This window comes from Pseudarthrobacter lactosi (genome assembly GCF_055412785.1).
In genome coordinates, this window is the sequence record NZ_JBVAYS010000004.1 from 230,988 (window position 1) to 251,584 (window position 20,597).

At 65.7% G+C, this 20,597-nt stretch carries 18 protein-coding genes and 1 pseudogene; 7 read left to right on the top strand and 12 right to left on the bottom strand.

The genetic code is table 11. The annotated features are described in order from the left end of the window. The first annotated feature begins 14 nt into the window (after positions 1-14). Complete coding sequence (locus ACZY0Q_RS18215; protein ID WP_463918904.1) at positions 15-1,610, top strand: APC family permease; 1,596 nt, start codon at positions 15-17, stop codon at positions 1,608-1,610. A 532-nt stretch (positions 1,611-2,142) separates the two neighbouring features. Here ACZY0Q_RS18215 and ACZY0Q_RS18220 read toward each other — a convergent pair. Beyond that, positions 2,143-2,253: pseudogene (locus tag ACZY0Q_RS18220) on the bottom strand (YkvA family protein); the annotation flags it as partial. Positions 2,254-2,390: 137 nt separating this feature from the next. Between ACZY0Q_RS18220 and ACZY0Q_RS18225 the strand changes: the two are divergent. The 3 genes from ACZY0Q_RS18225 (at position 2,391) to ACZY0Q_RS18235 (ending at position 5,161) form a co-directional block, all read left to right on the top strand. Next, positions 2,391-2,663, top strand: coding sequence for an SHOCT domain-containing protein (locus ACZY0Q_RS18225; protein WP_463918905.1), 273 nt, complete (start codon positions 2,391-2,393; stop codon positions 2,661-2,663). Then, positions 2,660-4,129 (top strand): multicopper oxidase family protein, encoded by a 1,470-nt coding sequence (locus ACZY0Q_RS18230; RefSeq protein WP_463918907.1) that lies wholly within the window; start codon positions 2,660-2,662, stop codon positions 4,127-4,129. Before ACZY0Q_RS18225 ends, ACZY0Q_RS18230 begins: the two co-directional genes overlap by 4 nt. Before the next feature lie 492 nt (positions 4,130-4,621). Then, positions 4,622-5,161 carry a hypothetical protein gene (locus tag ACZY0Q_RS18235; protein ID WP_463918909.1) on the top strand — a complete coding sequence of 180 codons (540 nt, stop codon included), beginning with the start codon at positions 4,622-4,624 and terminating at the stop codon, positions 5,159-5,161. 576 nt (positions 5,162-5,737) lie between these two features. On the opposite strand, the gene ACZY0Q_RS18240 is transcribed toward ACZY0Q_RS18235, so the two are convergent. From ACZY0Q_RS18240 to ACZY0Q_RS18285, 10 genes are all read right to left on the bottom strand, one after another. Then, positions 5,738-6,196 carry a DUF4383 domain-containing protein gene (locus ACZY0Q_RS18240; RefSeq protein ID WP_463918910.1) on the bottom strand — a complete coding sequence of 153 codons (459 nt, stop codon included), beginning with the start codon at positions 6,194-6,196 and terminating at the stop codon, positions 5,738-5,740. A gap of 308 nt (positions 6,197-6,504) precedes the next feature. Next, on the bottom strand, positions 6,505-7,212 hold the full coding sequence (locus tag ACZY0Q_RS18245; protein WP_463918912.1) for a hypothetical protein: 708 nt from the start codon (positions 7,210-7,212) through the stop codon (positions 6,505-6,507). A 417-nt stretch (positions 7,213-7,629) separates the two neighbouring features. After that, positions 7,630-7,791 carry a hypothetical protein gene (locus ACZY0Q_RS18250; RefSeq protein ID WP_463918913.1) on the bottom strand — a complete coding sequence of 54 codons (162 nt, stop codon included), beginning with the start codon at positions 7,789-7,791 and terminating at the stop codon, positions 7,630-7,632. Then, complete coding sequence (locus tag ACZY0Q_RS18255) at positions 7,788-9,161, bottom strand: NtaA/DmoA family FMN-dependent monooxygenase (protein ID WP_463918914.1); 1,374 nt, start codon at positions 9,159-9,161, stop codon at positions 7,788-7,790. The genes ACZY0Q_RS18250 and ACZY0Q_RS18255 overlap by 4 nt, the downstream gene beginning before the upstream one ends. A 10-nt stretch (positions 9,162-9,171) precedes the next feature. Further along, positions 9,172-10,284 carry an LLM class flavin-dependent oxidoreductase gene (locus ACZY0Q_RS18260; protein WP_463918916.1) on the bottom strand — a complete coding sequence of 371 codons (1,113 nt, stop codon included), beginning with the start codon at positions 10,282-10,284 and terminating at the stop codon, positions 9,172-9,174. Further along, complete coding sequence (locus ACZY0Q_RS18265; RefSeq protein ID WP_463918918.1) at positions 10,281-11,114, bottom strand: DUF1684 domain-containing protein; 834 nt, start codon at positions 11,112-11,114, stop codon at positions 10,281-10,283. The genes ACZY0Q_RS18260 and ACZY0Q_RS18265 overlap by 4 nt, the downstream gene beginning before the upstream one ends. Then, positions 11,098-12,237: an LLM class flavin-dependent oxidoreductase gene (locus ACZY0Q_RS18270; protein WP_463918920.1), complete on the bottom strand. Its 1,140-nt coding sequence runs from the start codon at positions 12,235-12,237 to the stop codon at positions 11,098-11,100. Before ACZY0Q_RS18270 ends, ACZY0Q_RS18265 begins: the two co-directional genes overlap by 17 nt. Then, positions 12,234-13,295, bottom strand: a complete 1,062-nt coding sequence (locus ACZY0Q_RS18275; RefSeq protein WP_463918922.1) for a transporter substrate-binding domain-containing protein — start codon at positions 13,293-13,295, stop codon at positions 12,234-12,236. Before ACZY0Q_RS18275 ends, ACZY0Q_RS18270 begins: the two co-directional genes overlap by 4 nt. A gap of 10 nt (positions 13,296-13,305) precedes the next feature. Then, entirely contained in the window at positions 13,306-14,073 is a 768-nt protein-coding gene (locus ACZY0Q_RS18280; RefSeq protein WP_463918960.1) for an amino acid ABC transporter ATP-binding protein, read from the bottom strand. Positions 14,074-14,171: 98 nt separating this feature from the next. Beyond that, positions 14,172-15,302 carry an amino acid ABC transporter permease gene (locus tag ACZY0Q_RS18285; RefSeq protein ID WP_463918923.1) on the bottom strand — a complete coding sequence of 377 codons (1,131 nt, stop codon included), beginning with the start codon at positions 15,300-15,302 and terminating at the stop codon, positions 14,172-14,174. Between the two features lie 312 nt (positions 15,303-15,614). On the opposite strand from ACZY0Q_RS18285, the gene ACZY0Q_RS18290 reads away from it, so the two are divergent. Together ACZY0Q_RS18290 and ACZY0Q_RS18295 are read left to right on the top strand one after the other, a co-directional pair. Further along, positions 15,615-17,603, top strand: a complete 1,989-nt coding sequence (locus ACZY0Q_RS18290) for an FAD/NAD(P)-binding protein (RefSeq protein WP_463918925.1) — start codon at positions 15,615-15,617, stop codon at positions 17,601-17,603. Between the two features lie 3 nt (positions 17,604-17,606). Then, complete coding sequence (locus tag ACZY0Q_RS18295; protein WP_463918926.1) at positions 17,607-18,170, top strand: GNAT family N-acetyltransferase; 564 nt, start codon at positions 17,607-17,609, stop codon at positions 18,168-18,170. On the opposite strand, the gene ACZY0Q_RS18300 is transcribed toward ACZY0Q_RS18295, so the two are convergent. Next, entirely contained in the window at positions 18,156-18,854 is a 699-nt protein-coding gene (locus tag ACZY0Q_RS18300; protein WP_463918928.1) for a maleylpyruvate isomerase family mycothiol-dependent enzyme, read from the bottom strand. The two genes, ACZY0Q_RS18295 and ACZY0Q_RS18300, sit on opposite strands and share 15 nt — an antisense overlap. 280 nt (positions 18,855-19,134) lie before the next feature. Between ACZY0Q_RS18300 and ACZY0Q_RS18305 the strand changes: the two genes are divergently transcribed. Then, complete coding sequence (locus ACZY0Q_RS18305; RefSeq protein WP_463918930.1) at positions 19,135-20,520, top strand: MFS transporter; 1,386 nt, start codon at positions 19,135-19,137, stop codon at positions 20,518-20,520. The last annotated feature ends 77 nt before the right edge of the window (positions 20,521-20,597 follow it).

Genomic DNA, 20,597 nt, shown 5'->3' on the forward strand with positions numbered 1-20,597 from the left:
ATTGAGGAGTCCAAATGATAGAACCCAGCAAGAGTATTGATTCAAGCGGCATGGATGAATTCGGCTACACCCAGACCCTGGACCGGAGCATCGGCAAGTTTGCCAGTTTCGCCGCAGGCGTCAGCTACATCTCCATCCTCACCGGCGTTTTTCAACTGTTCTATTTTGGTTTTTCCATGGCCGGCCCGGCATATGCCTGGTCCTGGCCCATTGTCTTCGTCGGCCAGCTGATGGTGGCGCTGTGTTTTGCGGAGCTGGCCGGCCGCTACCCCGTTGCGGGATCGGTCTACAACTGGGCCAAACGGCTGGCGACCGGAACCTCGGCATGGCTGGCGGGCTGGCTGCTGCTGCTGTCCTCCATCATGGCGCTGGGGTCCGTGGCACTGGCCCTGCAGCTCACCCTGCCGCAGCTCTGGTCCGGCTTCCAGATCATCGGTGACGGAACGGGCACCTACGACTTCGCCCTCAACGGCGTGCTGCTGGCGAGCATCATGATTTCCATCTCCACGCTCATCAACGCGTTCGGCGTCAAGCTGATGACCCGGATCAACAGCGTCGGCGTTTTCGTGGAGCTGATCGCTGCCGTCCTGCTGATCCTCGCACTGGGCTGGCACGTGGTGCGCGGGCCTGAGGTCTTCTTCGACACCGCCGGTTACGGGGAAGGCCATGACCTGGGCTTCTTCGGCGTCTTCCTGATCGGTGCCATGGCTTCCGGCTATGTTATGTACGGCTTCGACACCGCCAGCTCCCTCGGGGAGGAAACGAAGGACCCCAAACGCACCGCGCCCAAGGCGATCCTGCGGGCCGTCACGGCCTCGTTCCTGCTCGGTGGCCTGATCCTGCTTTTTGGCATCCTCGCCGCGCCGGACCTCACCGATCCCAAAGTGGGCTCTGCCGACGGCGGATTGCAGTACATCGTGCTTTCCGTCCTGGGCGGACCCTTCGGCAAGGCCTTCCTCGCGTGCATCGTGGTGGCCGTGGTGGTCTGCACCCTGTCGGTCCACGCGGCCGCCATCCGGATGATGTTCGCCATGGCCCGGGACAACAACCTGCCGTTCAGCCGGCACCTCAGCAAAGTGGATCCGGTCCGCAGAACCCCGACTGTTGCGGCCATCGTCATCGGCGTCCTGGCCATCATGCCACTGCTCATCAATGTCATGCAGCCGGCGATTTTCACGATTCTGTCCAGCATCAGCATCGTGCTGATTTACCTGTCCTACCTTCTGGTCACCGCACCCATGCTGCGCAACCGGCTCCTGGGAAAGTGGCCGGGTGATGATTCAGACGCCGGATTCAGCATGGGCAAATGGGGGCTTCCGGTGAACATCCTCGCGGTCCTGTGGGGCGGCGCCATGACGGTGAACCTGATCTGGCCGCGCCCGGAGATCTACAACTCGGTGCCGCCGTTCGAGTGGTACCTGCAGTGGGGCGGGGTGCTGTTCGTTGCCGCCGTCACCGTGGGTGGGGCCCTGCTGTACCGCCTGAAGATCCGCCATCAAACGGGCGTGCTGGCCGAGCACGCGGCGGCCGTCGCAGCACATCCGTCGTCGGGCTCCGCCTCGCAGTTGGCGCCGGCTGACGAGCAGATGGTGGACTCCAAAGCCACTTAGGGCTGCCGCTCCCCCTCAGCTGAAAGCTGGCAGTTCCCAGGAAGGGTCGACGACGGCAGTCACGTTGCCGCCGTCGACCCTTCTGTTTAAGAATTCAGGTTGACGAAACGTCCGTTATCGGCGTTCAAAGCACGGGAGTGGAAGTAGCTGCAAGAACTCCTGTTCCATGGTGTTGATTGCCAAGACAGTTGGCCAATTGACACGCTAGTTGGCCAAACTTGCCAAGGGGCTGGCCAGCCACCGCCTGCACGGCCCCACCGGCCGCGACCACGACGACATCCGCAGCGGTCTCCATGGCAGCCTCGACCTGTATCCCGCCGTCGTACGAATGTCGTCGCCGCCCTGATAGCAGCGCTCAGCCTACGCGACATCGAATTCCTCCCGCCCCGGTCGTTATCGCCGAACCCCAAGGGGGATTTTTGGCCAACTCCGCTGGCAAACCACACATGGCAAATCTGGCATTTTCCGAGGTCGGAAGCGGGCGCGGGCCGCAAGCGAAAACCGCTGCAGTCGGCGCGGAAGCTGGAGGTTAGCGCAGGACCAGGGCCACAATGATGACGTCATCGGCGTATCCGATGACCGGAAGAAAGTCCGGGACCAGATCAATGGGCGAGGCAAGGTAGACCAGCAGCAGGACTCGACGGCAGCTACGCAGCCTGGACCGCCTGGCAGAACTCCCGTCAGTCAACCAAGGCCTAGAACCACCGGAATCAGCGCGTCCCGGATAACCTGCGGTCAGGAACGGCCTGGCCGTGTACGAAAGAGACAAGGAAACCCTTCATGATGAACGGCTTTGATATGGGCGGGATGGGGCTTGCATGGATCTTCTGGCTTCTGCTGATCGCGGGCGGGGTCACGCTCGCCGTGGTGCTGGTCAAAGCCTTCACCCGCAACGCCGGCGGTAACGCGCCCACCGATGGGCAGGGACCACCACGCACGGGTGCGGGCCCTGCCAGGGCCCGGGAGATCCTTGAGGAGCGTTACGCCCGCGGGGAGATCAGCAACGAGGAATACCAGGAACGGCGACGGATACTGGAGGAGGACGGCCGGTGAGGCCGCTGACACGCCGCCAGCTGCTGGCACTGGGTGCGGTCGGGGCCGGCGCTACGGCTGCCGGCGGCGCCGGGCTGTGGCTGACCACCGGCAACGGACCCGGATACACCGGGGGTGAGGACCTGACCGAACCCCAGGTGCTGGCCAGCCGCGACCGGGTGCTGGAGCTGGACCTGACCGCTGCGCCGGCACGGGTCCGGGTCGGCGGGCGGGATGCCTCCGTCCAGGCGTTCAACGGCTCACTGCCCGGTCCGACCCTGCGGGTCCGCGCGGGCGACACGATCCGGGTCACACTGCGCAACGGGCTGCAGGCTCCCACGAACCTGCACGTGCACGGACTGCACGTCTCCCCACAGGGCAACAGCGACAACCCGTTCGTAAGCATTGACCCGGGCGGGTCCTTCGACTACGAGTTCACCCTGCGCGGGGACCACCCGCCTGGTACCTACTGGTACCACCCGCACCGCCACGGGCATGCCGCCGACCAGGTCGCCGCTGGCCTCTACGGGGCCATCGTGGTGGAGGACCCCGACCCGGTTCCGGTTTCCCGGGAGCGGGTGCTGGTGGTCTCCGACCTGTCCCTGGACGCTGCCGGCAATCTCGCCGAGATGGACCAGATTCAGCAGATGATGGGACGTGAGGGAGAGATCGTCCTTGTCAATGGGCAACTCCGCCCGCAACTGCGCGCCGCGCCCGGAGAACGGGAGCGGTGGCGGATCATCAACGCCTGCCCCTCCCGGTACCTGCGCCTGGCACTTGACGGACAGCAGGTCCGGCTGCTCAGCAGGGACCTCGGGCGCCTGCCGGTCCCAGAGGACGTCACCGAAGTGGTTCTCGCCCCCGGCAACCGGGTAGAGCTGATCGTGGAAACCCGCGACGGGTCCGCCGCGCTCACCGCTGCCCCTGTGGACCGCGGCAGCATGAACGCCATGAGGGGCGACAACGAATCCGGTGGCGGACCGGTCGAACTGCTTACCCTGGCCGTCTCTGGAAGGGCGGGCACCGTCCCCGGGCCCGTGCCCGAGGGCCGGCCCCTGCGCGATCTACGGAACGAACCGGTCACCGCCGCCCGCACCCTGAACTTCGCCATGGGCATGAATGGGAACATGGGCGGGGGAATGGGCAACGGACAGGGCGCCATGATGGCCTTCACCATCAACGGACGGGAGTTCGACCCCGAACGAATCGACGAGACCGCCGCCGCCGGGACCGTGGAGGAGTGGACCCTGACCAACTCCAGCCCCATGGACCACCCCATCCACCTGCATGTGTGGCCCATGCAGATCGTCCAGGACAGCGACCGCGACGTGACAGGGCCCAAATGGCAGGATGTGGTCAACGTCCCCGCCCGCAGCCAGGTGAAAGTCCGGGTAGCCTTCGACGACTTCGCCGGCCGCACCGTGATCCACTGCCACATCCTCGACCACGAAGACCAAGGCATGATGGCCACCGTCCAAGCCCGCTGACCGGCCAGCGACCGCGGAGAAACCCCATCACTGCAACCGATGGCTCTGCAACCCCGGTGCGGCGCTCCGGGACGGGCCGGTGCGGGTGCGTTCAGAATCGAAACCGGCACGGGCATGGGGCTGAACGAAGCAGCCGGTTACCTCGGCGTCGCAGGCACCGCACTCCCCGGACATCGCCCGCAACCGCGCCCGCGCTGCCCAGACGGGCAAACGGGCACGTGAGCCCGCAGCAGCAACTGGCACCACAACAAGATTTCCTCCGAGTCTTCCCACGCGGCCCCCTATTACCCGCCCGTAGCGTAGCGCCGCGTTTTGGAGTAGGAGCATACTGGAAACACCGCTCAAGTCGATGGACGATTAGCCGTTCGAGCGGCTCATTCACCGGTAGTTCCCGGGGAAATCTGCCGGCATCCTCGCGAAGGTGGGACTCTCTTCCCACGCTTCGCATCCCTAAAAAGAAGATATTGGTCTCAGAGGGGTAGAAGATCAACGATGAATCGCACCAAGACGGGGCTACTGTCGATGGCCACTGCTGCAGTACTAGCCATGGGACTTGCTCCCGGAACTGCGGTCGCCCATGGAGGATCAGGGCGCGGGGGCTCGGACCACGGCGACGACTGGCGGAACAATGATGACCAGCGCCGGCTGGTCAGGATCCTGCGCGACGCTACCGACGACTATCGCTGGCTGGAGAACGCGGAGGCGGACGGCTATCAGAGAATCACTGACTGCGTGGAGAAGCCCGGCGTGGGGGCAATGGGTTTCCACTATGCGAAGCAGAAACTGATCGATGACAAGACCCAGGCCCGAAAACCTGAGGTTCTCGTGTACATGCCGAATGAGCGCGGCCGGTACAAGCTGGTAGCCGTTGAGTTTATATCGACGGCGGCCGAACGGCCTTCGATTGCCGGCGTCGACTTCGAGAAGGGGCCATTCGAGGGCTCCTACGCGCTGCACGCGTGGGTATGGCGAGACAACCCGGACGGCATGTTCGCATCCTATAACCCGGATTTGAGCTGCCCGAGGAGGTAACACCCTACTGGCGGTCGAACCTGTCGAGACCCAGCGGCCGCAGGTCTGAAGCACTGGCTTTTGTCAGGAAAAGCTCCCATTGCCCGTCTGGCCGACAGGATCAGCGCTGTTTCCGTCCCGGGTGTCCATACGGGACGCTGGATGTTATTGCCTCGGCGGAGAAGGTGGCCGTCAGGTTCGTTCCAGCTGAGGCTATAGCTTCACGGACTCCTGCACGCTTCAGCGAAGATAGTCCGGCTGCTCTATTGAGTCCCGCAACCACGATCCTCAGGAGCTCGGCGCGGTGGCGACCAGCCGAGACCTGGCCGGGCCCGGTGTCTCGGCCAGGTCTCGGTGGGTGGCAGGTACTGGAGCTGGATACGCTCGTGCGTGTTCCCGGACCGAGGCCGTCTGGAGACGAAACTGAAGGGTCATTTATTGACGCGACAACACAGGACCGCAGGATGCCTAAGCCTGGGCCAAGTCTGGCTTCCCTGCCGTCCGACTTCGTCCAGGTCCTAGGCTCTGTGTGGATCCGCTCGGGAACTTTCCGGTTCTCCCGCCTGTCGGGCCCGCTGGGCACTTCTTCTTTGGGGCCTACGCGTGTGTCCGTGTCTTAGTGCGGTCCTTGGCGAGAATCAGTGCCAGCGCGATCATGCCGACGCCCAGCAGGAGGTGGAGCCAGTTGTCGTATCCGTTCAGCGGCACGAAGTTCCCGGCTGATTCCTGGTCGACAACCAGTCCATAGATCCAGAGGACAAGGTAGATGGCGCCGCCGACGAGCAGGTAGGAGCGGGATCCTGCTGAGGTCCGGGCCAGGGCAACACCGGCGACGCCGAAGAGAAGGTGGACGATGTTGTGCAGTACCGAGACCTGGAACAGGCCGAGCAGCAGTGCCCCGGAGTGGTGCCCCGCGAACTGTAGCTGGTCGTATTGGCTGGTGACGCCGGGGACAAATCCGAGGATGCCTACCAGGAGGAACACCGCGCCGACGGCGAGTGCTGCCTTTTGTACGTTTGTCCGCCCCGCGGTGCGGGTGTTGTGCGTCGATTTCATGAGGAGCTCCCTGGGATCGTTGGATATACGGCACTGCATTTGGAAACCGGCGAACCAGCCTCTGCGCCCTGCAGCTTGCTGCAGCCGGCCAGGCGGCCGGAACAGCTTGTACCTGATATTCGGACCCGGCCAGGTGGCGGATGGCCGTACGCCGGCACCTCACCATTCAGATTCCGGCGCCGTGCCCGCAACGTCCGGACATGCTGATGGCCCGCCCCTCACGCGGTAGGGCGGACCATCGGAGTCAACTTTGGACGCACCAAGGCCCCTGCACTGGGCCACTGTGCCAGGTCGCCCCGCGGGGCGGGTTAGCGGCGTTCGAGGACGCCGCAGACTGCCGGGTCGGTGGCCTCTGCCGGGAGGTCCTTGTTCAGTTCGCTGGCACCTTCAGGATTACTGAAGTTGTAGGTGCCGTTTTCGTCGTAATCCAGTCCGTGAATGACCAGGACGCCCTCACCGTCGCGGATGGCCTCGGCGATCTGCTTGGCCGTGCCTGTGCCGCCGTTTCCGGGGTAGCCCGTGCCTGCCACATCGGTGAAGTCGATGTTACTGCGGCTGTAGTTGTAGCGGCCGTCCTTGGAGACCGGGAAGCGCGTGACGTCCAAGAAGCTGGCAGGGGTGGTATCGCCGCTGGTATTCAGGGACACGACGACCGGACCGTAAGCGGGAACGCCCTCGACGGTGTTCAGGCGCCCGTCTTTATTAGCATCGAACTTGAGCGTGGGGCACTCATTCATGGCCTGCTCGCCGTAGTGGATGTGCTGGGCGTGCGGGGCATCGGGCGTCAGACCCCTGGCGTGCACCTCAATGTGCTTGATCGTTTCGCCCTTGACGACGGCTTTTGCAGTGCCCGAAGCTCCGGAGCCGTTGAGCTGTCTCAGCTCGGCGGTCAGGATGACGGTTTTCTCTTCCTCTGATTTTGAACTGTGGGCCTGGGCAGGCCCCACCGCCAAAGTGGTGGCAGCTAGCAACGCGACGGCTGAGGCCCCAAGGGCCGCTACAGATTTCCGATTCACAATTCACTCCTCGGTCACAGGCCAGTGAGGAGATCCCGCTGGTCTACTGTGATTCGGAACACACAAGGCTACGGATTGGCGTAAGCAGCATGGGATACCGCTATCGACGGAGCCGACAGGGTGCTTGTAGCCCAAATGCTTCCATTTCACGACTTCTCTAGGAAACCGCGACCTCACCGAAAACATGGCTGCACTGGTCGGTGATTTTTGCAGTCAGACCAGGTCAAGCTGGAGTACACCCCAATCCGACGTCAGACTGGGGTCTAAAAGATGTCAGGGTAGAGTCCCTTCCGCGTGTTTTGAACACCCCTTTGTGCCAGTCCCAGATTTCAAACTGACACATTTTGGCTACCGGGACCCGGGTAGAAGTGCCTCGCCTTCAGTTGGCGCTCCCGCTGGAAGCCACGCCACAAACTCTTACAGCCGCTGCTCCCAAACCGTCAGTTGCAGCTGCGCACTCCCCTGGGAAGGCACGGCGGCAGCGTCCCCGGCGCCGCCGCCGTCGAACACCCCGAGGTAACGGCAGCCCACTGTCCCCAACAGACACAGCAGCCACCCGCCGGGGCGGTCCGCGCTCATAAAGCGCGGACCGCCTCAGCCGCTCCAACCGAACGAACGGGAGTTGCCAGGCCCAGGTTTTCACGTAGGGTGCTGCCCTGGTACTCCGTGGGGTAAACGCCGCGTTCCTGCAATTCCGGCACCAGGTGGTTCACGATGTCATCCAGGCCGGACGGGATCAGCCACGGCGAGATGTTGAAGCCGTCCACCGCGCCAACCCGTGCATACTCAGCCAGCTGGTCCGCCACCGCGGAGTACGAGCCTGTGAAGGTGGCGTCCACGCGGGCTGTGCGGGAGGTGACGAACTGGCGGATGGAGAGGCCCTTGTCCTTGGCCTCTGCTCGCCACTGGTCCGCCAGCTGACGGGCTTTGGCGCCGTGGAAGCCGCTGCCGCGGGTCTCGGAGGTTTCCTCCACCACAGGATCAATCTTCGGGAGCGGCCCGTCCGGATCGTATGCCGACAGCTCGCGGCCCCAAAACTGCTCCAGGTACGCCACGGCCTGCTGCGGCCCGATTTGCAGGCTGCGCACCCATTCCTTCTTCGCCGCAGCCTCGTCAGCCGTGGGTGCCAGGATGAATTCGCTGGCCGGCATGATCTGGACCGCATTGGCTCCGCGGCCCGCGTTCAGCGAGCGTGCCACGAGGTCCTTGCGGAACTCGACGGCAGCATCAAACTTCGGGTGGGCCGAAAAGATAACATCCGCCTGGCGGGCAGCAAAGTCGCGCCCTTCCGGGGAGTCGCCCGCCTGGAACAGCACGGGCCGGTACTGCGCGCTTCGAGGCAGCCGGGGAGTCACGTCCACCGTGTAGTGCTGCCCTTCATGGAGCACACGGCCCGCGAGTCCCTCCTCAGTTTCCCAGGAATCCCAGATGCGCTTAGCCGTCTCCACAAACGCTTCGGCATGCCTGTAACGGTCGGCGTGGTCCAGGTATCCCCCGCGCCGGAAGTTGGCACCGGTCCAGGCGTTGTCCGTGGTCACGATGTTCCACGCGGCACGGCCACCGGAGATCAGGTCCAGTGACGCGAGCCGGTGTGCCAGGTCAGCGGGGTCGTTGTACGTGGTGTTCTGGGTGGCCACCAGGCCGATGTTGGTGGTCACGGAAGCCAGCGCCGCGAGCATGGTCTGCGCGTCCGGCCGGCCCACCACGTCCAGCGCGTGCGGCCCGCCGAGGTGTTCCCGCAGGCGGAGGCCTTCGCCAAGGAAGAACGCGGCGAACAGCCCCCTCTCGGCCGTTTGCGCTAGACGGCGGAACGATTCGAAGTCGGTCTGCGAACCGGATTCGGCTGCCTTCCAGATGGTTCCGGAGTTGACGCCCTGGAAAAAGACGCCGAACTGCAGCTTGCCTGTCGGCACAAAAACGTCGGATTTAGCACGGCCGTGCTGTGTCATGGTCTTCCCCTTAGTTTCCGGCGGCAATGGCCGCGGATGAGTCTGCGTAGCGGCTGGCCGGACGCTCAAGTCCCAGCAGGTCCCGGAACGTGCCGTCAAGGACGGGGGCACGCAGTGCGCCGCGGCGCCGTAGTTCCGGCAGGACCAGCCGTGAAAGTTCGTCCAGTTCCAGGGCGAACGACGCCGGGTGCAGGCGGACGCCGTCGGCCTCCACCAGGAGGGACTCCAGCAGGTCCGCCAGACCGGCAGCCGTGCCTGCGTACCGCGCGCGGCCGCCGTCGGCAGCCGAACCGGAACCCGAACCGGAACCGACCAAACGCTCAGCCGCCGCCTGCCCGCGGGAGTCCAGGACCACGTCGAGCTCGGCGATGACCGCCACCGACTCTCCCAGCCGGCTTCGAACATCCCGGATTTCGGCGGCAAGCAGTTCGGGCGTCGGCGCGGTGACCAACACGGCGTCAACACCGTCCGCAGGAACCTGTCCCTCGCCCACCAGCGACGCGGCAGCAAGCACCGGCAACTGCCCCTGCAACGGCCTGGGAATGATGGACGGCCCCTTGACCGAAAAAGCCGGCCCGGCAAAATCCGCCGATGTTTCAAAGTCCGCATAGTGCAGCTTGTCCACGTCGATGTACCGGCCGGTGGCGACGTCGCGGATCACGGCGTCGTCCTCCCAGGAGTCCCACAGCCGGCGGGAAACCTCGATCGATGCGGCGGCTTCCTGTGCTAGCGCGGCGCCGGTGACGTTGCTGCGCCCGACGGCGGCTGCCGCCTCCGGTGATTCCGCTGCAGTTGCGATCCACCCGGCCCGGCCGCCGGAGACGTAGTCCAGGCTCGCGAGCTGGGTGGAGACGTGGAACGGTTCGGTGTGCACCGTGTCCACTTCTGGAACCAGGGCGATGGTCCGGGTTACCGGCCCGGCGTAGGCTGCGCGCTGCAGGGCGTTGGTCCGGCCCGGAACGGGCGCGTCGGTGAAGGTGGCAGCGTGGAAACCCGCGGATTCGGCGGCGAGGACGGCTTGGGCGAGGCTGGCGAAGTCCCCGCCGTCCCATCCGGCTCCGTCGAGCTCGATGGCCAGGAATCCGGCGCGTCCCGCCTTGGTGGTGTGCTCTGATGTGCTCACGGCTGGTCCTGACGTTCGTAGGGGATCTTTTCGCCGGCCTCGATGGCCACGGGCAGCCGGTTTTCTGCCGGCGGCAGCGGGCAGGTGGCGAGGTCGGTGTAGGCGCAGGGCAGGTTCACGGCGCGGTTGAAGTCCAGCTCCACGGACCCGTCCGCAGCAGGGACCACCGACAGTGAGCGGTTGGCCGCATAGGTTGTTGTGCCGGAGGTCGCGTCGGTAAAGAGCACGGACAGCGTGCCGGAGGCATGACCGTTGACCGCGGTCAGCGCCAGCTCCTGGCCGGCCAGCTTGAAGCGGATCTCGCCCAGTGCCTCGTAGACATGCTGGATGCCTTCGACGGCGGCGCCCACCGTGGTGGGCCGCGGCACCTCGAACGGCACATAGGTTCCGCGGACGGCGTACGCGGCATTCGGTGAGTATGCGGGCGTGCCCTGGTACTCGCGCAGGAGCCCGTTCTCCGGGTTCCGCGGCCGGACAATGTACTCGCCGCCGCGTTTGGCCACCTCGATGACAGTGTCTCCGGAGGCCAGGTTGATGCCGCCGCGCTCCTCGATGGGCCCGAACTCCAGCGTGGTCCCGGACGCGCCGTTCAGTTCCTTGCCGTCACGCTGCAGGCTTTCGCCCGGCTCCAGGACAACGCGGACGACGTCGGCATCCGCACTCCAGGTGCCCGGGGCGCCTTCCAGCCGGGTGGCTTCGCTGCCCAGCCAGTGCAGGTGGGTCACCGCCAGGAAGCCGTGCGGATGCGCGCGGTGGCGCTCATGGGAAGCGTGCCAGTCCTGCCAGTCAGCTTCGAAGGATTCAAAGGCGGTGTCAGTGTGCGTAGGCATGGGTGCTCCTGCTCGTGTTGTCGGTGGCGCCGGTGCGGGGAAAGACGGATTCGGGTCGGCTGCCGTAGGGGTCCTCGGCCTCCCACAGGGTGGTGGGGGCGGCGGCACGGACGGCGGGGATGATCTCCAGCGCGAACCGTTCCAGGATGTCGAGCTGCTGTCCGAACGGCAGCGTGGTGGGGAGGGAGATCGACTGCAGGTCGTGGCCGTACAGCGAGTGGTAGCTGAGGATCTTGTCGATCACCTGGTCCGGGCTGCCCACGAGCGCGGGCCCTTCGGCGACTGCGTGCTGGATATCGCGGAACGGCGAGTTGTTCCCGGGCACGTTACGGTTGGCCGTCAGCGCCTCGTACACCGGGCCGAACTGGCGGATTGCTTCCTTGGTGGTGTCCGCAATGAACACGCCGCCGGCGCCGCTGCCCGAACCCAGGTACTGCTGCTTCGGGTCGTGGCCGTGACGCTCGTACTCTGCACGGTAGTGATCGATGAGCACCTGGTAGTTTTCCCGCGGCTGGATGGCGTTGGCGGTAAACAGCGGGTCGCCCCATTTCGCGGCCAGTGCGGCCGACGTCAGCGTTGTAGCAGACCCGTGCCAAATCCGGGGCGGTCCGTCGAATGGCCGCGGCGTTGTGGTGGTCGGGTCCGTCAGCGGTGCCCGGAACCGGCCGGACCAGGTGACGCCTTCCTCGCGCCAGAGCCGCCGCAGCAGCCCGTACTTCTCGGCCAACAGGTCCCACTGGTCTGCGAGATCAAGCCCAAAAAGCGGGTACTGCAGGACTTCGTTGCCCTTGCCGATCACCAGTTCCAGCCGGCCGCGGCTCAGCTGGTCGATCGTGGCGTAGTCCTCGGCAACCCGCACGGGATCCAGCACAGCCAGGACCGTGACGCCGCTCTGCAGCCGGATCCGGTCAGTGACCGCGGCAATGGCCGCCAGGACCGTGTTGGGCGAAGAGGAAATGAACTCACCGGCATGCCGCTCCCCCACCGAGAAGCTGTCGAAGCCGAGCTCCTCCGCCCGCCGCGCCGTTTCCACCACCTGGTTGAGCCGGTCCGCCGTGGAGACAATCTCACCGGTCACGGGATTCTCGAGGTGCGGGATGATGTCCAGGACCTGGAACTTCACTGTGTTTTTCCAGATTGTGCAGCTCCGGTCTGGGTTGCTCCGGCCTGGGCAGTCCCGAAGTTGGCCTCATTGATGGTCTTGGATTCCGGCAGGGCCTCCTCGGAGAGCCCCCAGCGTTCCAGGACTTCGGCGTAGGAACCGTCCTTGATGGCGGAGTTCAACGCCTCCGTGAGCACGGGCGCGAGGCCGTTGCCCTTGAGCGTGGTGGCTGCCACCAGCGTTTCGGAGGGCCAGCCGGCGTTGACTTTGCCCACGATCTTCAGGTCCTCGCGGGTGTTTTCGCGGTACACCGTGGACGGGTACGGGGCGATGTTCAGGTCCGTCCGGCCGGAGGAGAGCGCCAGGATGGTGTCCGCGTCCGAGGAGTAGTACTGCAGGACGGCCGGCGCCTTGCCCTTGCCCTCGAGCTCCGCATTCCACGCCAGCAGGATCTTTTCCTGGTTGGTGCCCGAGCCCACGGAGATCTTCAGGCCGGAGATGTCATCCGCGCCCTTGATGTCGTAGGTGGCGGACTTCTTGGCCTCGAAGCCCATAAACGCCGCCCGGTACGTGGCGAAGTCGAACAGCTTCACACGGTCCTTGTTGACGCCAACGTTGGAGAACACCGCTTCGAAGTCGCCGGACTGGGTCTTCAGCGGCCAGTTCTCCCAGGACGTCACCTGAACGTCGAGTTCCAGCCCCAGCTTGTCGGCCACCAGTTGGGCGAGGTCCAACTCCACACCAATGGGTGTTTTGTCATCCGTGGCGTGGAAGGTCAGCGGGATGGACCCCGCCGTAGTGGCCACCGTCAGCTTGCCGTCCTTGCCGATCAGCTCACGGACCTTGGCCGCGAGCGCCGCATCCTTCTCTGCCCGGACCCGCTGCTGGTCCGGTGAGGTGTTGTACACAACACCGTTGCGGGCCGCCGTCGTCGACGCCTCAGTGGACACCCCGGAAGCGGAGGCACCGGGATCCGAGCAGGCGGACAGTGCTGCGGTGCCAAGAAGTACGACGGCGGGCAGCGCCACCAGGGAGCGCACCCGGACACCGCGGCGGCTAAGGTCTGTGAAAAAAGCCATGGGAAGTTCCTTAGATGTTGAAAGCCGGCTCGAGCACTTTGGAGAAGAAGCTCCGGGTGCGTGGTTCCTGCGGGTTGGTGAAAATCTGTTCCGGACTGCCCTGTTCCACGATCTGGCCCTCGTCCATAAACACCACGGTGTCCGCCACGTCGCGGGCGAACCCCATCTCATGGGTCACGATGATCAGCGTGGTACCGGACTTCGCCAGTTCCCGGATAACATCGAGGACCTCGTTCACCAGCTCCGGATCCAGGGCGGAGGTGGGCTCGTCGAACAGCAGGATTTTCGGGTTCAGGGCCAGCGCACGCGCAATGGCCACGCGCTGCTGCTGGCCGCCCGACAGCTGCCGGGGGTACGCGCCAGCACGGTCCTTGAGGCCTACGCGGTCCAGGAGTTCCAGGCCGCGGCGGCTGGCTTCCTCCTTGGACCGGCCCTGCGCCACGACGGGGGCCTCGGCCACGTTCTCCAGCGCGGTGAGGTGCGGAAAGAGGTTGAAATTCTGGAACACCATGCCGATCTCGGTGCGCTGCTTCAGGATCGTCTTCTCGCGAAGCTCGTGCAGGCGCTTGCCCCGGACCTCGTGGCCCACCAGCTTTCCGTCGATGGCGATATGTCCGCCGTCCACCTTTTCGAGGTGGTTGATGGTGCGCAGCAGGGTGGACTTGCCGGAACCGGACGGGCCCACGATCACGGCTACGCCGCCGGGCTCAACGGTCAGGGTGATGCCTTTGAGGACCTCCGTGGCGCCGAAGGATTTCCGGACTTTGGTGATTTCCACGAGGCCGCGGGTGGGCGCAGCGGCGGGTGCAGCGTTGAGCGCAGCGTTGGGTGCAGCCTTGGGTGCAGCGGCGGAGGTCTGGTCCTCAATAGCGGTGCTCAACGGGGGCTCCTTGCGCGGTTGGTTGCCTCGGCGTGGGTGGCGAAGAATTTGCGGGCCTTCTGGAGCGGCGTCAGCGGCAGGGTCCGCAGGGCGCCCTTGGAGTAGTGCCGTTCGATGTAGTACTGGAAGACGCTCAGGACGGAGGTGATCACCACGTACCAGAGGGTGGCCACCAGGAGCAGCGGCAGGACCTGCTGCGTGCGGTTGTAGATGACCTGCACGGTGTAGAACAGCTCGGAGTAGGCCAGGACGTAGACAATGGAGGTGCCCTTGACCAGGCCGATGATCTCGTTGAACGCCGTGGGCAGGATGGCCCGCATGGCCTGCGGCAGGACGATCCGGGTGGACCGGCGCCACGCGGGAATGCCCAGTGCGGCGGCTGCTTCGAGCTGCCCCTGGTCCACGGACAGGATGCCGCCGCGGATGATTTCCGCCGAGTAGGCAGCCTGGTTCAGGGTCAGCCCCAACACTGCTGCCGCAAACTGGCTGATCAGTGTGGTGGTCTGCACCTCGAAGAAGCGGACATCCGTGAACGGGATCCCCAGGCTGATCTTCTCGTACAGGTAGCCCAGGTTGTACCAGAGCAGCATCTGCACCAGCAGCGGGGTGGAGCGGAAGATCCAGGAGAACGTCCAGGAGACGGAGACCAGCAGCGGCGAGGCGGCCAGCCGCATCAGGGCGAGGATGAAGCCCAGGACAAACCCCAGCAGGCCGGAGATGGCCGTCAGCTTGAGCGTCTCCAGAAGGCCGTTGACTACGGACTGGGCGGTGAACCACTGCGCCACCACGCCCCACTCCCAGCGCGGATTGGTGGCCAGCGACCACGCGATGGCAACAATGCCGAGGGCTACAGCTGCCGTCCCCACCCAGCGCCACGGATGCTTCGCGGCCACCAGCGGGAACCCGGAGTAGTCGGTGGCCGGCCCACGGGATCCGGGATTGGGTCCGGACGGGCCGGAGGTCCCCGGACCGGAAGTTCCGGAAGCAGGCGTTCCCGGACCGGAAGTTCCGGAAGCAGGCGTTCCCGGGCCAGAGGATACCGCCCCGGTGGACGCCGGTTCGGAGGCCTGCCGTGCTGCCTCATCCGACTCTGCCGGCTGGGCCACTTTGGTTACTGCTGAACTCATGCGCCACCTCGCTTCTTCACTGGATTCCTATGCATCAGGATTACGTTGCGGCACCGTGTTGCTCCGGGCTGCTGGCTGCAAATCTAGGGCGCCTGCGAAAGGGGCAGCAAGGCGGCAGGTTGCATAACTTCACCCGGCTTCGCACGGCGTCATGAGTCGGTTTCTTGCGGCTTTTGACGCGGCGTGACGCGGAGTTAACCGGCATTACCGGCCCGTCGACCGCCGCTGTCAACGCTGCCTAGCATGGGCACTCAGCCACCCGTCCAGGCGGTCCCGCACCGTCCACTTCAGCCGACCCGATCAGGAGTCACCATGCCAGCGAACGCCCCCTCGGTTGTCTTCATCGGCGGCGGTCCGCGGGCGGCAGGCGTGCTGGAGCGGCTGGCCGCCAACCGGGACGAGCTTTTCCCTGGCCCGCTGGACGTCCACGTGGTTGAACCGTATGAGCCGGGTTCGGGCCGGATCTGGCGCTACGACCAGCACCCCGGCCTGATGCTCAACTCGGCCGCCGCGGACGTCACCATGTTCACTGACTCCTCCGTGGCGTGCGAAGGCCCCGCCATCGACGGGCCGGGGCTCGCCGGATGGGCCACCGGCGTCCTCGACGGGTCCATCACGGACGTGCCGGATTTTCCCGTTGCCATCCGGGAGCAGCTGCGCGCCCTCACCGGCGCCACCTTCCCCACCCGCCAACTCCACAGCCAGTACCTCGAGTGGTTCTTCCGCCGGGCTGTTGCGAAACTCGGCGGAACGGTCACCGTCCACCGCACCACCGCCGTGGCCATCGAGCGTGCCGGCGGCTTCTCCGCCACAACCGCGGACGACGCCGGCGCGCACCTCGTGCGGCTGGCCAACGGCGGGACGTTGCGGGCCGACGTCGTGGTCACCACACTTGGCCACACGGACTCCCAGCCGGACGCCGCGTCCGCCGGCTGGTCCGGCTTCGCCGCCCGGCACGGCGCCTTCCATGCGGCACCCAGCTACACCACCGACGTCGACTATTCAGCCCTTGCCCCCGGCCAGGACGTCATCGTTGCCGGAATGGGCCTGGCGTTTGTGGACCTGATGGTGCTGCTGATGGAAGGACGCGGCGGCAGGTTCGAGGAAACACCCGACGGCGGCCTGCGGTACCGGGCGTCCGGCAGGGAGCCGCGGGTGTGGGCGGGGTCCCGGCGCGGGGTGCCCTACCACTCCAAGATTTCCGCGGCCCTGCGCGGCGAGACTCCCGGCGGCCTGGCCTTCTTCACGGCCGCAGCGGTGGACGCGCTGCTGGCGCGTCATGCCGAGCTCGATTTCCAGGACCATCTATGGCCCCTGATTGCCAAGGAAGCCGGGTATGGGTACTACCGGGAGCTGTTCACCGGCAGCCCGGACCGCGTGAGTGCCGGCTGGCCGGAGTTTTGTGGCCGCTTCGCCAAGCTCGACTGGTACAGCACAGCACGGGAGGAACTGGTGGCAGCATCCGTCCCGGACCCCGGCCTGCGCCTGGACTTCGAAGCCCTGGACCGGCCCCTCGCCGGGGCGTTGTTTGGCGGAACCGCCAACGTCCAGGAGGCGGTGGCGGACTACATCGAACGGGATCTCGCCCTCCGCGACAGCCCCGACCACCCGGAGACGCTGGCCCTCTTTGTGGCGCTGCTGAAGGTGTACATGGACCTGGGCCGGCTGGTCCCGGCCGAGCGGCTCAACGCCCGGTCCCAGCAGACCGTCCACGGCTGGTGGCACGGATTCTTCAGCTTTGTGGACTCCGGGCCGCCGCCCCGACGGCTGCGCGAGTTGCTGGCCCTGCACCGGGCCGGGCTGCTGCGGTTCCTGGGCCCCGGCCTGAGTGTCACGGCGGACGAGTCCACCGGCGAGTTTGTGGCCACGTCCCCGCAGGCAGGTTTCACCGTCCGGACCGCAGCGTTCATCGAAGCACGTCTGCCGGCCACATCGGTGGCCCGCTCGCTCAACCCGGTGCTGGCGTCGCTGCACCTGTCCGGGCTGGGAAGCGAACAGCAGCTGCTCACGGCGGACGGCATCCACTCCACCGGGAAGCTGCTCGTCTCGGACCGGCACGAGTTGCTGGACGGGCACGGCCGGGCGGGCGGGCGGCTCTTCGGCGTGGGGCCAGGAACGTCCGGCTGGGGCGCCGGCGCTTTTGCCCGGCCCCGCACCAATGCCGCCCCGTTCCGCGAGAACGACGCCCTGGCAAGGACTGTCCTGCGGGTCGCGGCGGACCTGGATTCGGCCCGCACAACCTCCTCCCGCACATCCGGCCCGGCCTTACCTGCCGAACCCGCCGCCGTTGGAAGGACCTGAAGAATGAACGTAACAACCAGCATCGCCAGCCCGGCTGCACGGAAGCGGGCAGCACTGAACCGGTCCGCGCTGACCGTCCTGAACCTTCCCATGCACGATCCGCGGGTCCGCCCGCTCCTTGATGAACTGGCCGTGGAATACGACTCCCGCTACGGCGACCTCTTTGGCCGCGGAGCCGCCGCCGACGAACTCAACCGCTACCCGGCGTCGGAATTCACGGGCCCGGGCGGTGCGCTCCTGGTGGTCCAGGAAAACGGCGAGTCCATAGCCGGCGGGGCGTTCCGCCGGTACAACAACGAGACAGCCGAGTTCAAGCGGATCTGGACCCACTCGGCGCACCGCCGCCGCGGCCTGGCCCGTTTCGTCCTGGCGGAGCTGGAGGCCCTGGCGGCCCTTCAGGGCTACCGGCGCGTCTTCCTGACCACCGGTCCGCGCCAGCCCGAAGCCAAGCACCTGTACCTGACCTCGGGGTATGAACCGCAGTTCGACCTGGACCAGGATCCGGAGGTCATCAGGTCGCTCGCGTTCACCAAGGATCTCCCGGCGCCGGGCTCACCAGGTCGGTAGTACCGGCGCCGGACCGTCAATATCAACATGTTCGGCGTCCCCGCGTGCCAGCCACTGGAGCAGGCCCTCGCGGTCGGACGTGACGCGCAATCCGCCGTCGCCGATGACCCATTCGTCACGCTCTTCGGTCACCAGCGTCATACCCGTGACGCCCTTGGCCCGCAGGGACCGCACCACGGCTTCGAGGGCGTTGAGCAGCGAATCCGGATCGGCTTCCTCGATGGTCCAGGCAGTGTCGAGATCGTGATGGTGCACCACCACCTCGGCAATCCGGAGCGCCACGATGGACGTGGCGGCGACCGCCTTGCCGCTGACCTGCACTTCCGTGGCCGCGAGTTCCCCGCTGAGCCGCTGTGCCTGCTCAGCAAAGTTCCGGGCGGACTCCTGCACTTCCCGAATGAGCTCCTGCCGCGGCAGGGCAGCCAAGGCCGCGATTTCCTGGGAGCGGGCCTCGTGTGAGGCGTACAGGGGACGTTCCTCCCCGGAGGTTGCCCAGTCGATGAGCTTCACCAGGGCATGTCCGCTGGATGCGACGTGTGCAATGACGTCGGCCCGGTTCCACCCCTGGCATAGCGAGGGAACCGTCATCTCATCGTCGGCCAGGGACTCAACGGTGGCCATGAACATGTCCGTTTCCCTGCCGAGGCGGGACAGGTCCGAATAAAGGCGTGCGGGGTTGATCATTCGGCCAGCCTACCGACGGCCCGGTCTTCAAACCACCGTTCCACCCTTGCCGTTCCATATCCAGATCGTCTGGACTGAGACGGGGCAGCACCGCCGACGGTCTACCTCCAAAGAACGGATGCTTGAGACTCACAGCCTATGAATACCCCCCGGGCGGAAAGCCGGGGAGTCCCCTCATATGGCTTGCGTCACACCCCTGTCAGGCTGGAAGCACTCGGAGGACGGCCCCCGGATTCTCCCGGTGCCGCAGGCCTCCACTTCAGTCAGAGAGGACTTGGAGATGTCGCAGCCGCATGCCGTACTAGCCGAAAATCCACAGAAGGAGGCGCGCACTGCCAACTGGGTGGCCTTCATCATCTGCACAGCCCTCCTGTTTGACGGCTACGATCTCGTCATTTACGGCACCGTCCTGCCAGGGCTGCTCGCGGACCCGGGCCAGATCGGAGCGTTCGATGCAGTCACCGCCGGCCTTCTCGGATCCTGGGCCCTCATCGGGGTACTTGTAGGCTCACTGGCTTGCGGCGCTGTCGGTGACTTTTTCGGCCGGCGCCGGCTGATGCTCCTGGGCATAGCCTGGTTCTCCGTCGGCATGTTCGCCACCGCCTTTGCCACCAGCGTCCCTGCCTTCGGCGCCCTGCGGTTTGCGACCGGGCTTGGCCTGGGAATAGTGATCGCCAGCGCCGGCGCCACCATGGCCGAATTCGCACCTGCGGGAAGGCGGCAGTTCTACAACGCAATTGTGTATTCGGGCATCCCGGCAGGCGGTGTCCTGGCCTCCATCCTGGGCATCCTTTTCCTCGACAGCATCGGCTGGCGCGGACTGTTCATCATTGGCTCACTGCCGCTGGTCATTCTCCTGCCGATTGCCTGGCGCAAGCTCCCTGAATCACCGCGGTGGCTGCTGTCCCGGGGCCGCGAACAGGAGGCCCTGGCCGCCGCACAGCGTACGGGCGTCCCGCTGATCGAAGAGCGGGTCATCCTGCAGATCGGCGCCGCGCCGCAGAAATCGGGGTTCGCAGCCGTATTTTCCCGCCAGTTCGCCGTGCCGGCCATTCTGCTGGGCCTTATGTCCTTCTGCGGTCTTCTGCTGACGTACGGACTCAACACGTGGTTGCCCAAAATCATGGAGGGCTACGGCTACGGGCGGACCTACTCGCTGTTCTTCCCGCTGGCGCTGAACCTCGGCGCGGTGGCGGGCGGTTTGCTCGCGTCCCGGCTGGCGGACAAGAACGGCCCCCAGCGGGTCATCGCGGCCACCTTCGTACTGGCGACCATTTCCCTGGTACTCATGACCTTCGGCTTCCCCCTGCCGCTGCTTTTTGCGTTCATCGCCCTCGCAGGCGTGGGAACGCTGGGAACCCAGGTACTGATCTACGGATTCCAGTCCAATTACTTCACCACCAATGCCCGGGCCGCCGGCGTGGCATGGTGCGCCAGCGTGGGGCGGCTGGGCGGTGTGCTCGGTCCGATCATCGGCGGGTGGCTTGCCGCCGCGGGGATCGGCGGCTCCATGGCCTTCTATCTCTACGGCGCTGTGGCCTTGGTCGGCGCCCTGGTCACCGTTATGGTGCCGCGCCAGCGCAGGTTGGAAGAGGTTGAGCACAAAGTCGAGGAGATCGCCAATAACCGGACAGGGGACAGCCTTCCCGCCGAGCAGCTCAAGTAATCCGTCCCGGTTGCCTGGGCAATATTACGTCGGAAAAATATCCTAGTAGGGCTTATTATGGTTATTCGATGACTCAA